11 protein-coding genes are annotated in these 12,107 nt (G+C 48.3%); 2 read left to right on the forward strand and 9 right to left on the reverse strand.

All coding sequences use genetic code 11. The features are described 5' to 3' along the window. Nucleotides 1–16: 16 nt before the first annotated feature. Nucleotides 17–1,681, reverse strand: a complete 1,665-nt coding sequence (locus AC5V8P_RS01760) for a PucR family transcriptional regulator (protein ID WP_064795537.1) — start codon at nucleotides 1,679–1,681, stop codon at nucleotides 17–19. Nucleotides 1,682–1,970: 289 nt separating this feature from the next. Here AC5V8P_RS01760 and ald point away from each other — a divergent pair, with 289 nt between their 5' ends. Beyond that, nucleotides 1,971–3,101, forward strand: a complete 1,131-nt coding sequence (gene ald, locus AC5V8P_RS01765) for an alanine dehydrogenase (protein WP_063212462.1) — start codon at nucleotides 1,971–1,973, stop codon at nucleotides 3,099–3,101. 100 nt (nucleotides 3,102–3,201) lie between these two features. Here ald and AC5V8P_RS01770 read toward each other — a convergent pair whose 3' ends face one another. The 4 genes from AC5V8P_RS01770 to AC5V8P_RS01785 all read right to left on the reverse strand — a co-directional run bounded on the left by AC5V8P_RS01770 (nucleotide 3,202) and on the right by AC5V8P_RS01785 (nucleotide 7,544). After that, on the reverse strand, nucleotides 3,202–3,738 hold the full coding sequence (locus AC5V8P_RS01770; RefSeq protein WP_063212463.1) for a mismatch-specific DNA-glycosylase: 537 nt from the start codon (nucleotides 3,736–3,738) through the stop codon (nucleotides 3,202–3,204). Between the two features lie 15 nt (nucleotides 3,739–3,753). Beyond that, nucleotides 3,754–4,623 (reverse strand): aldo/keto reductase, encoded by an 870-nt coding sequence (locus tag AC5V8P_RS01775; protein ID WP_081276712.1) that lies wholly within the window; start codon nucleotides 4,621–4,623, stop codon nucleotides 3,754–3,756. A 13-nt stretch (nucleotides 4,624–4,636) separates the two neighbouring features. Beyond that, nucleotides 4,637–5,929 (reverse strand): beta propeller repeat protein, encoded by a 1,293-nt coding sequence (locus AC5V8P_RS01780; RefSeq protein WP_064795539.1) that lies wholly within the window; start codon nucleotides 5,927–5,929, stop codon nucleotides 4,637–4,639. Between the two features lie 160 nt (nucleotides 5,930–6,089). Beyond that, nucleotides 6,090–7,544 carry a PstS family phosphate ABC transporter substrate-binding protein gene (locus AC5V8P_RS01785; RefSeq protein ID WP_064795540.1) on the reverse strand — a complete coding sequence of 485 codons (1,455 nt, stop codon included), beginning with the start codon at nucleotides 7,542–7,544 and terminating at the stop codon, nucleotides 6,090–6,092. A gap of 100 nt (nucleotides 7,545–7,644) precedes the next feature. Between AC5V8P_RS01785 and AC5V8P_RS01790 the strand changes: the two genes are divergently transcribed. After that, nucleotides 7,645–7,917: a hypothetical protein gene (locus tag AC5V8P_RS01790; RefSeq protein ID WP_063212467.1), complete on the forward strand. Its 273-nt coding sequence runs from the start codon at nucleotides 7,645–7,647 to the stop codon at nucleotides 7,915–7,917. A gap of 57 nt (nucleotides 7,918–7,974) precedes the next feature. On the opposite strand, the gene AC5V8P_RS01795 is transcribed toward AC5V8P_RS01790, so the two are convergent. Genes AC5V8P_RS01795 through AC5V8P_RS01810 form a run of 4 tightly spaced genes read right to left on the reverse strand, consistent with a single transcriptional unit; the run spans nucleotide 7,975 to nucleotide 12,067 of the window. Continuing rightward, nucleotides 7,975–8,727: a class I SAM-dependent methyltransferase gene (locus tag AC5V8P_RS01795; RefSeq protein WP_064795541.1), complete on the reverse strand. Its 753-nt coding sequence runs from the start codon at nucleotides 8,725–8,727 to the stop codon at nucleotides 7,975–7,977. Beyond that, nucleotides 8,709–10,808: a DUF6449 domain-containing protein gene (locus tag AC5V8P_RS01800; RefSeq protein WP_064795542.1), complete on the reverse strand. Its 2,100-nt coding sequence runs from the start codon at nucleotides 10,806–10,808 to the stop codon at nucleotides 8,709–8,711. The genes AC5V8P_RS01795 and AC5V8P_RS01800 overlap by 19 nt, the downstream gene beginning before the upstream one ends. Continuing rightward, entirely contained in the window at nucleotides 10,783–11,685 is a 903-nt protein-coding gene (locus AC5V8P_RS01805; protein ID WP_064795543.1) for an ABC transporter ATP-binding protein, read from the reverse strand. Before AC5V8P_RS01805 ends, AC5V8P_RS01800 begins: the two co-directional genes overlap by 26 nt. Beyond that, on the reverse strand, nucleotides 11,678–12,067 hold the full coding sequence (locus AC5V8P_RS01810) for a GntR family transcriptional regulator (protein WP_063212471.1): 390 nt from the start codon (nucleotides 12,065–12,067) through the stop codon (nucleotides 11,678–11,680). Before AC5V8P_RS01810 ends, AC5V8P_RS01805 begins: the two co-directional genes overlap by 8 nt. Nucleotides 12,068–12,107 lie beyond the last annotated feature (40 nt).

Here is a 12,107-nt window from a genome sequence, read left to right on the forward strand (position 1 = left end):
AGCTAGTCATTTAGGATCAATTTTCAGCCTGAAGCATCCGGTAAGCCAGAAGTGCCATCTCCAGGCAACGGCGCTTATCAGGGTCTGTCAAATTTCCTTCTACAATTTCGTTGATTTTATCCAGCCGATTATAGAGGGTCTGCCTATGAATATACAGAATTCCGGCAGTATCACGCTTGGAGCCATGGCATTGAAAGTAGGCATCCAGCGTATCCAGAAGCTGCATATGGTGCTCACGATCATGTGCAATCAACTCCCCCAAATGGTCTTGTACAAATTCTTGTAGAAAAGGAATACGAGGCACTGCTTTCAACAATTGATAGATTCCGATGGTGTCGTAAAATAGCTGATCCTTCATCACCGGGACGCTTCGCGCGACTTCAATGACCTGATAGGCCTCTTGAAAACTACGGTCCATCCCTGTCATGCGATGTCTCATCTTGCCAAAACCTGCATGAATGCGCACTTTGTCAAGCTGTCCTGCGGCATAGTTCTGGATATACTGGACCGTATGGGCCAGCACCTTTTTCATCTGTGCTGCGGAACGCAGCGTTAATTCCTCCTTGGCACAAAGGATGTAGCATTGACTTCCCTTCATCATTAACAGATTGTGCAACGTTTCTTTTTTCAGCAGAGAACGAAGCAGCACTAATACATCCTGATTGATGGATTCCTTGCGCACCTGACTGGCGTCCTTGTCCTGATGCTCTACCTCAATGATCCCTGCCCAAAATAAATACCGTCCCTTCGTTAACAATCGCAGTCCCATCCGGGTCTGGGCCTGTTCTTCACTCGGAAGCTGGCCGTTCAACACATCCTGAATCAGTTCATTTTGATTACGTAGCAATCGGTCTTCAAGAAACTGTGTTCTCAGTACCAATGTAGCGGCCGCCTTGGCTGTGTAATCAATGAGCAGCGATATTTCCTCGGTCGGCATTTCACTATGCAGGACCACACCTACCGCAGAAAACACCTGACCGAAGCATACAACAGGCTGAAACAAGACAGCAGTGGATTCATTCAGGTGAAACAGCAGGTGCCCTTCCCGATCGGCCGTCATACTTGATTCCACTTCATGGGCGTAAAAATCTGCAATATGGTCTGCCACATCCGCCTGGACGGAGGGCACGAATCGATTGGTATCAATGGAGGACATGTAGATGACCTGCCGGGCAGCATAGTCATGAAGCACACGCAAGAGAGCATTCATATCGGTGCTGCGCAGAGTTTCCTGCTGAAGCTGACGTGAAAATCGCTCCAGATCTTTTAACAGTTCATGATGTCGGTTAATAAGTAGGGAGTGAATATCTTGTGTAATTTCAACAAAACGCACCGGCTGCTCAAATACGATGACCGGGAAGTGATGCCGTTCCGCCAACTCCAGTATTTCCGAGGGAATCTCATGGATGCTCGTGCCGAGCTCTACACATAATCCTGCGGCTTCCGAGCGGATCAGTTGTTCCATATACTCGGCGCGTTCTTCCCCCTTCCGGGTTAGCCACAGGCCGGTCGTCAAAATCAGGTCATGACGGCTCACAAAGGGGGATACATTGGTGATTTCTAACACATGAACCCAGCCCACACGGCGATTCACGCCCTGTTCCCCAGCAGCCAGCTTCGCCCGCCGGAATACAGGACGTTCCAGCACATCCGCAATGGTAAATGTTTTTTTACCCTTCATCGGCATTCTCCTTATGTGTATGTTTTCATGTCATTTTATATGACATATATTCATCAAAAAGTCGAGCCTTTAAGTCAGATAATCCGACAAAATGTATGATGCCAAGGAGTTAACCCCCTTGTAAACTGTACCTAATCTAACATGAATTGCATTTATCGGCTTGAGTCCATGTAACTAATCGGTAAACTGCATACAAATGATAGTGCCATTTTTGATTTTGCAGCATAGCTGCACTAAAAAGAATTATTTGCTGTGGGATAACAATTATTTTTTAGGAGAGGTGAACGAAATGAAAATTGGGATTCCGAAAGAGATTAAGAACAATGAAAACCGTGTCGCTCTGACACCTGCGGGGGCTGCTCAAATGATTCAACACGGACATCATGTATTTGTAGAAAGCCATGCAGGTGCTGAAAGCGGCTTTACAGACGGAGATTATGCCACTGCAGGGGCTACCCTTGTACAGCAAGCTGCGGATGTGTGGTCCCAGGCGGATCTTGTTATCAAAGTAAAAGAGCCGCTTCCCTCTGAATACGGGTATTTTCGGCCAGATTTGATTTTGTTCACCTATCTGCATCTGGCTGCCGAGCCCGCACTCGCCCGGGCTTTAACAGACAGCGGCGTAGCTGCCATTTCCTACGAAACGCTAGATATTGAAGGAAGCCTGCCGCTGCTTACACCCATGAGCGAGGTTGCAGGCCGAATGGCTGTACAAATCGGAGCACAGCTGTTGGAGAAACCAAAAGGGGGGAAAGGCATCCTGCTGGCAGGTGTGCCGGGGGTCAAACGCGGTAAAGTGACTATTATTGGCGGAGGGGTGGTCGGCACCAATGCGGCCAAGGTCGCCATCGGTCTCGGCGCAGATGTTACACTGATCGATCTGAGCCTGCCAAGACTGCGCCAGCTGGACGATATTTTTGGTAATCAGCTTCATACGCTGGTATCGACCCCCTCCAACATTGCGGAAGCCGTGGCGCAAAGCGATCTGCTGATCGGCGCTGTCCTGATCACCGGTGCCAAAGCCCCACGGCTCGTAACAGAGGCCATGGTGCAGACCATGCAACCCGGCTCAGTGATTGTCGATGTCGCCATTGACCAAGGTGGCATTGTCGAGACGATTGACCATATCACGACACACGATCAGCCAACCTATGTAAAACATGGCGTCATTCACTATGCAGTAGCGAACATGCCCGGTGCGGTGCCGCAAACCTCCACGCTCGCTCTGACGAACGCGACGCTTCCCTATGCTCTCCAACTTGCGGATCTTGGCGTGCAAGAGGCGCTTCGCAGAAGCAAGCCGCTGCTTAGCGGTGCCAATGTCCTGAATGGACATATCACCTACGAAGCAGTCGCCCGTGATCTGGGGTATCCTTATGTTCCTGCGGAACAGGCATGGCAGGCCAAAGCCTTGCAATAAAATCGAAGCAGCACAAAGAACCACACACTTTTTCCCGCAGGGATTGAAGTGTATGGTTCTTTCTTTGTATGCTAACTGCATCTAACATATTTAATCGCATTTAGACGGCTTCTGACGAAAGGAACGCTTGGAGACGGCGATAAATATCTGTGATTTCTTCCAGCGACATGCGCACCAATCCACTAGACGAGGGTGCCACGAATTCATGCATTTCAGGGATTAGCGGTTCAGGCTGAAATCCCCAATCTGCTTTGGATTTTTTACTATATTCGGTGTACACGCCTTTGCCGACAAAGCAAGCGACCTTCGGGCGGTACTCCATAAGCTTCGCATGCAGCTTCAGACGTCCTTCGGCGTATTCCTCTCGTGTAATGTCCTCCACTCCCCTAGTGGGACGAGAGACAATGTTGGTAAAACCGTAGCCTAGCTTTAGCAGCTCTCGATCTTCCGATGGATCGTACAAGCGAGGCGTCAAGCCAGCCCCCTCCAATATGCGCCAAAAGCGGTTGCGTGGATTCGCATAATGATGCCCTACCTCGCCTGATTTCAAACTGGGATTAAAGCCGATAAATACAACGGATAATCCATAGTCGAGATGATCGTCTACCTCGTGCAGTTCAGTCTCTGGCTCTGTCATCGGCTCCCTCCTTCCTCAAACCATATCCAGCGGCTGCTTTCTCGTTGGTGACGGGAAAGCTTCGTCTATTTGATCAAGTTGTTCATGGGTGAGCCGAATGTTCGCTGCCGCTGCATTTTCTCGTACATGCGATTCTTGCACAGCCTTGGGGATTGCCCACACATCACCGTCCCGTATGACCCATGCGAGTGCAATTTGCGATGGTGTTACCCCATGGCTGGCAGCAATGTCTAACATAACAGGATGCTCCAGCAGCCCCCGTCGCAGGCGTCCACCTTGGGCAATCGGGCAATAGGCCATTACAGGTACCCCATGCGTACGGCTCCAGGGAAGCAGATCATATTCGATACCTCGTGAAGCTGCATGATACAGCACTTGGTTGACAGCACAGGCTTCGCCCCCACTCAGGCTCCATAACTCCTCCATATCGGACTTGTCCAGATTGGATACGCCCCAGTTACGGATTTTGCCCTGCTCACGCAGTTTTTCCATGCCCTGTATTGTCTCTTCCAGTGGAATATTCCCGCGCCAATGCAGCAGGTACATGTCCACATACTCGGTTCCCATCCGGGTTAGGCTCGCTTCACAGGCTTGAGCCAATCCTTGACGGTCCGCATGATGGGGGTAAGCTTTGCTGACGAGATATACATCGTCCCGGCGGCCCCGAATGGCTTCCCCGACGATCTCTTCTGCGCCGCCTTCCGCATACATTTCAGCCGTGTCCACCAGCGTCATCCCCAGCTCGAAGCCAAGTTGAAGCGCACGTACCTCCTCCTGCCGGAGCGAGGCTTTTTCACCCATATTCCACGTGCCCTGTCCGATGAGGGGTACTTCACGACCGTCCGTCCAGGTAATCGCATTTTTCTTATGTTGACTTTGACCCATATACATTCCCTCCTTAGGAGTTTGGTGTCACAGGCTTGTCAAATACATGACTCTGCGTCCAGTGCTGACCACCATCCGAAGTGGTATACATAATTGGAGCCTTCTCTGAATCCGAGAAAATAGCCCAGCCTTCCTTGGCATTGGCCATCCCGATTTGCTGGTTGCCATAACCATCAAAGCCTTGCTTGCCGTTGTTCCACGTCTTGCCACCGTCATGGGTCCAACCAATCGTATTAGGCTTGTCGCACGGTGCACAGTAGCCTCCCATCAGTGCGGTACTGCTGTTAACCGCATAGAGCATGCCTGGCGCTGTCCCTTCATTTTTAGAAACCTGGTTGTCCTGCTGGCTAACACCTGGTGCCGGGCCGCCGCCAGCGGTGGAATTCCCCAGTACAGTGCGCCAGCTTTGTCCACGATCAGCAGTATGCCAAAGCGAATACGAGGTCTGATTCATCCCCGTGTCTCCAATTAGCTCAATCCATGCATTGCCCCGCTCTACCGAACGAATAGTTACTCCGTTTAGAGGTCCTTCGGTTGTTCGCGACATAACGGTAGTCCAATTTTGGCCCCCGTTACCGGTATGTAAAATCTGGATCGAGCCTTCTGTCTTCTGAGTTACCGCCCAGCCGTTTTGCCGATCATGGTAATACGGTTGCCCTACCGTGTGGTCAGGAACGGGGAGCGAAGACCAGCTTTGCCCTCCATCTTTGGTATATTGGTTGCCACTGAATCCTTCTTTGGATGATACAAAGTGTAAGAATCCCGCTTGTCCTTGCTTAGGCATAGTCCCGACAGCTTCCCAACGCTTACCGCCATCGGAAGTTGCCAGCAATGAACCGCTATCTTCCATAACAGCCCAGGCCTGCTCTCCATTCAAGGCAAAAATCTGTTGAACTGTACCCTGACCATGATACTGCACATTCCAAGCCGAACCAACTGAACCAGATGCGGCCGCATCTGTTCGGGCAATCCATCCATTGCCGCCGATCCAGCCGGATTGGCCGTCGATCAATCGTAATGCAGTAATATTGTCCATGCGGACCTTTGCTATATTAGCGCCTGTCGAAGCCTGCCCTCCTGTTTCCACTGGTTTGCCAGTGCTGGACGCGGTGGTGCTATTTTTACCGTCAGAAGCAGTCTGCTGTTCCGGTGTAGCTACAGCGGCTCCCGAACCATTGACTTGTGCTGATGCGGCATCCTTTGGTTTGTTCTGAGCCGGTTGTCCTGTTTGTGAGCCTGTTTCACAACCTGCTGCCACTATGGCCACGGCGAGCAAAAGCACCCAAACCGATGTTTTTTTCTTCATTTTGTTCATCCCCTTATGTTGTTGATATACCTGCTGCGCGGGTCATTGTATTCACAGCAAAGTATACTCTATGTATTACCCTACTGTACTGGTTTCACTCTTATGGTGAAACTACGATACTGTCTGTATGCGATCATCCATATAGGATTACGAGATAGGATTACGAGTTTACAGGAACAAAGCCACCCTTTTCGATAGCCTGCGTTCCTGCTTCGCTTTGCAGCCATTCGAGTAATCGTTGCATAGAAGCACGTGGTTTCTCGCCTTCGCGTGTAACTACAAACAGTTGAGCTGTGAATGGATATTGTTTCGAACGAATATGTTCTTTGTCGGGCACCACTCCGTCAATAGATAAAAATTTGACCTCTTGACGATTATGCAGCACATTTGCAAAATAATAAAATGAATAACCGAGCGCATTATGATCCTTGTTAAAATCAGCAACTGCATTAATCATTTCACCCATTATACCAATTTGGAGTTCCCGAGGCGGTTCAGCCATGTCATGACCTTTCATCACTTTCTTCTGCATGTAGGTTTGGCTCCCTGAATTTTCCTCACGCTGATAAGCAATGATCGGCTGATTCTTTCCCCCTACTTCACTCCAGTTACGAATAGATCCTTCATATATGCTGCGCACCTGCTCCGAAGAAAGTCCGTCAACCGGATTGCTTTTATGTACGAGAAAAATAAATGCATCCCACCCGATGGGTGTGAGCTTCATTTGGATTCCCCGACTTTTCGCCAGACGCAATTCCTCATCAGATGGACCCGCCACCAGGATCAGATCCGCCCTCTTTTCAATCAGATTGACATAAGCCTGATGTGTTGTGTTGAATTTCAGTTCGTGGGCCGCACGAACCCTGCTCATTCCGGTCAATTCATGCAGCATATCCTGCGCGAATGGAATGGCCGCTGTAGCTCCATCGACTACCGGAAAATCCCTCTCCGCAATGTACGGACGTTGAGGAAGCATGATCGTAATCACCAGCACAATAATGAGCGCAGCAGATATTGCAGCTACAACCCATTGCCATCTATGGTCCACCTTTCCTTGCTTGTCGGTCACCGCTGGATAACGATCTACCCCAACCCCGACTACCATGCCAGCTATGGGTAGCAGTGAAGTCAGCAAAAACCAAATTCCACTACGCTGTGTGTATAAACCCAATACCTCCAGTACAGGTTCCGCCCAAGCATGATAGAGTGAAAAAAGCTCCCACGCTCCCCCGGACATTTCGGCAAGTTGGCCACCAGATCCTTGTATTCCGATAATCCACAACCACAGCCCGCATAATAATGATGCTAGCCCCGTCAGCATCAGCGGAAGCTTATGCATGCTGGACATACGTGCACTCAAAGCACCATAAGCCGCAAAAATGAGACCAACCAGCCATGCATATAGCAGCAATACTACAATCACGGTTATATCTGTCACACCTTCGTGCCTCAGCAAATACTGCACCTGAGGTACTATAAGCAGACTCCAAATAACATTAAACATGACTGAAAACAATCCAAACATAAACGTACCGACCAGCCATGGCCAAAACCATGCGATCCGCACAGAATTGCCCTCTTCTGGCTTGCTTATAACTCCCTTTGGTTCAGACATGTACATCCCCCTATATCTTATAAATGAAAATGAGCCTGTCAGCCATTGCTTCTTCATTGTACAATTATGGTAAAGATTAGTATACGAAAGGATGGTAAAAATGTCCTTAACCGATCAGCCAAACCATACATCAGATGCTGCATTGCTCCAAAAAGCACACGATGATCTGTGGCATTCCCTACAGCCCCTTCCCAGCGACGAAGCACTCAAGCTACTTCACAGCTTTACAACACAGGTAGCGTTCTATCATGAGAAAAAGGACAAGGAGGAGGACTTTAAAAGTTACCTCAGAACCCCCTTGCCCTATATAGCAATAGCCATTGGTATTTCACTGCCAACCGCCATGTGGCTTCTGATCTTGTTCTTACCCTAATATGTATAACCAAAAAAGCCTCTCCCGCGGGAAAGGCTTTTTGGTATCGAATCCTCTTTATATTGCTCTGGCATGGATCAAAAAACGATGTTGCTTCACGTCCCAGTACCCATCACGTTTAATATCCAAATACAGACCATACAGCTGTTCTATATATTTCTCTAGCTGGAAGTCTGCAATCTGCCATTCAATTACTTTTAAGTAATAGACAATCGCTCCAATATCGTAAAATCGCTGTGTCGGAAACTGCTCCCGCTGCTCTACGATTTCAAAACCATTGCTTTTCAAACCTGCAAGTGCTTTAGAAAGAGTCCAGTCCGCATACATGTAATCAGGCGCTCCCAATCGTGCGTTAATGCCTGCACAATCCAGACCTCCCGTCTGTTGAGTCAAAAACGTACCTCCTGGACGCATAATACGGCGCACTTCCGCTGGCGAAAATGACTCATGCTTGTTCAGCACAAGATCGAACCCGGCATCGCCAAACGGAAGGGAGTCGCCATCATGTATAGCCATCACGCGCACACCCAGCGGCTCCAATCTTGCCTTGGCGATAGGAACGTTCGGTGCATATGCCTCTGTCGCACAAACGATCTCTGGAAAAGGGCGTAACCGCGACAATAGCTCTCCCCCGCCTGTGCCCATATCCAGCATCGCTTTGGAGGAATGAATCAATGCCAAAGCCTTGCTGGCATAAGACCAGTCCAAAGGCTCGCTCGCCACTCGTCCCGTATCCGAAATGAATGAAAAATCATATGCTATCCAAACCAGATACTGTCCCTCGTAGGAGCTTAGGGAACTGCTGGTAATGCCTTGGCAAGCTCCGGTGTCATATCGTTTGGAGTAAAATAGTAATAGCCTGTGTGGGGATCTGAACTAAATAAAGGTTTGATCTTGACCTGAACCAGGTAAGTGCCTTTCGCCATATTTGGAGTAAAGCTATTAGATCTACGCTTTTCCAGTACAGTGCTCCACAGCTTCGGATTTTCAATCGTTATTGCTTTGTGCTTCTGTTGGATGCTTTTAAATAGTTTATAGTCGTCAATATACTGATTGGGTTGATAAGGTTCAAGCTCTTCAGCAATAATAGGAACAGCCCGTATCGAAAAAATATCCTTGGAATCAATGATCACCTTATCCGCATACCCCTTTTGCTCTAGCCAACCTGTAAGCTTGTGGTAGGAAGCCGGCCAATTAAATGAAATTTCACGCTGCCATCTCGGTTCGTTATGGGTAGAAGATGATTCTTTATTTGTAATAGAAATACTCCCCAATGGATATTCCTCTGATTGCATTTCGCTATAACTCATATTTAATACTTCTTCTCTGAGTATATCTTTAAATTCACGAGTTTCTTTTGGATTGGTTAAAACCACTCGTCTTTCATTATCATCTACGGATTGGATATTAATCGTCTCCGCTTTTTCTTGCAGCTTATCCAGCTTGTATCTTACCGTTTTATAAGGCTCAGCTCCCATCACTTTAGCCAGCTCTGTCCGGAAAGGCTTCTCCGGGAATGTATAGCGCCGAGTCATGGTGGAACCATCATCCAAACGGTAGACTATGAATGCCGATTCGACGGCCAGGTTTTTGGACAATGTTTTCTCGCCAGCTGCATGTGCACGTACGAGTTCACGATGTAAATTCAGCACAGAGGCGATATAGGCCCTGTCTTGGGAGTAATAAGCTTCTGTCTGTGCATCTCCCCCTAGAGGTTCCTCTCGTCCGACATAAACTTTTTCTACGGAGTGTGCTGTTGGAATCCGCCCCTCATAACCCAACCAACCTGATATCGGGATATATAGTACCAGCCCCATGATCACACCGTACACGACCATTTCCACCAAAGCTCGAACACGCACAATTTGCCACGTCTTGCGGATGACCATTTCTACAACGATATAGCCTAGAACAGCTCCAAGTGCATACCCAAAAATCGACCAATTTGCTGCTCCTCTTGTACCTGCATTATAAAAATAATCGCCTAGTATAAGCATGGCGCATAATGTGACTCCTGCCTTGAACAAAGGCTGCAAGAAAGGAAATGCTATGGCCTGAGTCGCCTTCTCGACCAAGCGTTTACGATACAAACCATAACTCAAGGCAACAAACAACAGAGAAACACCTAAATAGGCAAGTAGCTCCATGTAGGAAAAGGCACGCTGCGGCAAGTTGTCCATAATGCGTACAAACGGCGATAAGTTTTCCCAAACATTATTATTGCTGCGAAACTCCGAGCCGTTAATATATTGAACAACGGTTTCTCGCACCCGCACATATCCGTATAAATTACGTTCCAGAAAACGCCCTATCATCATGAATAGAAACTGAGGCAATAGGAGCAAAACATACACTACTACGGTCTGTAGCAACGATTGTCCCACGCAAATCCCTACAAACACCGTAAAAGTAAACAAGAAAATCGTAAAGACGGACACGACCAAAGCCCACGATCCAACGTCATTAATTTGAAAAATATAAGGCAGTTCGACTGACGTGTTAACCCAAGCAATTACTCCCGCAGTCAGCCATACAGGTACAAGTAAAAGAATAAGACCGCTAATTACATGTGATGTTAATAAATGCTCTCTACGCAAAGGTAGGCTGTGATACAAATCGGATGGCCCCTGTCGCTGAACAAAACGAAGCAGCATCACACCTGCCAGCACGGGTACGGTCATTAAAATTAATTTTTGCAATTCATTACCCGAGTCAGTGCTATCGAACAAGCTTTTTAAAACCACTCGCGGTTGTTCATCACCAATGCTCATAAACAATGGCAGCAGTACTGTAAACAGCAATCCTACCAAGTACAATAGACCGATCCAGCCATGCTGTCTCAGGCATTGGCGAATTACGCCGCCGCTACAGAAGAATCGGTTGGATGTCATAACCTGCGTCCTCCATTTCATAAATGAAAATTTCCTCAAGCGTCAGGGGCAGCAAATCGAAGACATGCGGCTCATACGCTTCAATCGTCTCAGTAATCCGCTCTCGCTCACCCCGGATAATAAGCAGCAGAACACTGCCCCTGCGCTCCTTATGTACGACCGAAAGCTGACCACAGACAGCTTCCTCATGTATGCTGTCCCGAAAAGCAACCTGCACCTTATGCGTATCAGATTTGAGGTCGTCAACCTCTTTTTCCAACAGCATCCGTCCTTGGTGCATAATGCCGACATGATCACACATATCTTCAATCTCACGCAAATTATGAGATGAGATTACGACAGTCATTTCACGTGCAGCGGTTTCTTGGAACAAGAGATTTTTGATCATTCTACGCATCACCGGGTCCAGACCATCAATGGGTTCATCCAAAACCAGCAGCTCAGGCATACAGCTCAAGGCAAGCAAAAAAGCGGCTTGACGCTTCATTCCCTTGGAAAAACGGTGAAGCTTGCGCTTCGGGTCCAGCTTGAAAATATCTGTAAGCTGTTTGTAGCGTTCCTCACTCCAGCTTGGATAAATGGAGCGGTAAAAGCGGGCCATTTGGCGAATTGTCGCTTGCGGGAAGAAATAGGGGGTATCCGGCAAAAACAGAATGTGCTGCTTGACTTCAGGCTGCTCATATACCGGCTGTCCCCCGATTAACACCTTGCCAGCATCGGGTCGATAAATTCCGGCAATGATTTTGAGCAAGGTTGTTTTCCCTGCCCCATTCGAGCCCAGCAGTCCAAAAATGGAGCCCTTCTTTACCGTAAGGGCTAGCTGGTCAACAGCTTTTTCTTCTGTAAATGTCTTTGTGACTTCCCTTAATTCAATCAAGGGACATCCCCCTTTCCTTTGTCTGCATAGCTTCCACGTATATGTCGTCCACTTCCTGCTGTGTAAAACCGAAATAGACAGCTTCGATCATCTGTTTTAACAATGCCGCCCGGATCTCGTCTCGCTTTATTTGTTGCGGCTGCTGCTGGGTAGGCGTGACAAAGCTGCCTTTGCCTTGAACGGAATAGATATATCCTTCACGTTCCAGCTCGCGATACGCCTTCTGAATCGTATTCGGATTCACCGTAAGTTGAGCGGACAATGCCCGTACAGAAGGCAATTGCTCATCCGGCTGAAGCGATCCGTATACGACCATTTCCTTGACCTTTTCCATAAGCTGCTCATAGATCGGCTTGCGGCTGCGGATATCCAGCTCGAACATGGACTTCCTCCTTTCAACACTGACTCAAATTCAATTTATA

The organism is Paenibacillus sp. N119s (assembly GCF_059447605.1).

Bases quoted from the DNA above. Each gene is read 5' to 3' on its own strand.
- AC5V8P_RS01775 (WP_081276712.1), bottom strand. From the start codon at position 4,623: ATGGGTCAAAGTCAACATAAGAAAAATGCGATTACCTGGACGGACGGT.
- AC5V8P_RS01800 (WP_064795542.1), bottom strand. From the start codon at position 10,808: ATGACATCCAACCGATTCTTCTGTAGCGGCGGCGTAATTCGCCAATGC.
- AC5V8P_RS01760 (WP_064795537.1), bottom strand. From the start codon at position 1,681: ATGAAGGGTAAAAAAACATTTACCATTGCGGATGTGCTGGAACGTCCT.
- AC5V8P_RS01810 (WP_063212471.1), bottom strand. From the start codon at position 12,067: ATGTTCGAGCTGGATATCCGCAGCCGCAAGCCGATCTATGAGCAGCTT.
- AC5V8P_RS01770 (WP_063212463.1), bottom strand. From the start codon at position 3,738: ATGACAGAGCCAGAGACTGAACTGCACGAGGTAGACGATCATCTCGAC.
- AC5V8P_RS01790 (WP_063212467.1), top strand. From the start codon at position 7,645: ATGTCCTTAACCGATCAGCCAAACCATACATCAGATGCTGCATTGCTC.
- AC5V8P_RS01785 (WP_064795540.1), bottom strand. From the start codon at position 7,544: ATGTCTGAACCAAAGGGAGTTATAAGCAAGCCAGAAGAGGGCAATTCT.
- ald (WP_063212462.1), top strand. From the start codon at position 1,971: ATGAAAATTGGGATTCCGAAAGAGATTAAGAACAATGAAAACCGTGTC.
- AC5V8P_RS01780 (WP_064795539.1), bottom strand. From the start codon at position 5,929: ATGAAGAAAAAAACATCGGTTTGGGTGCTTTTGCTCGCCGTGGCCATA.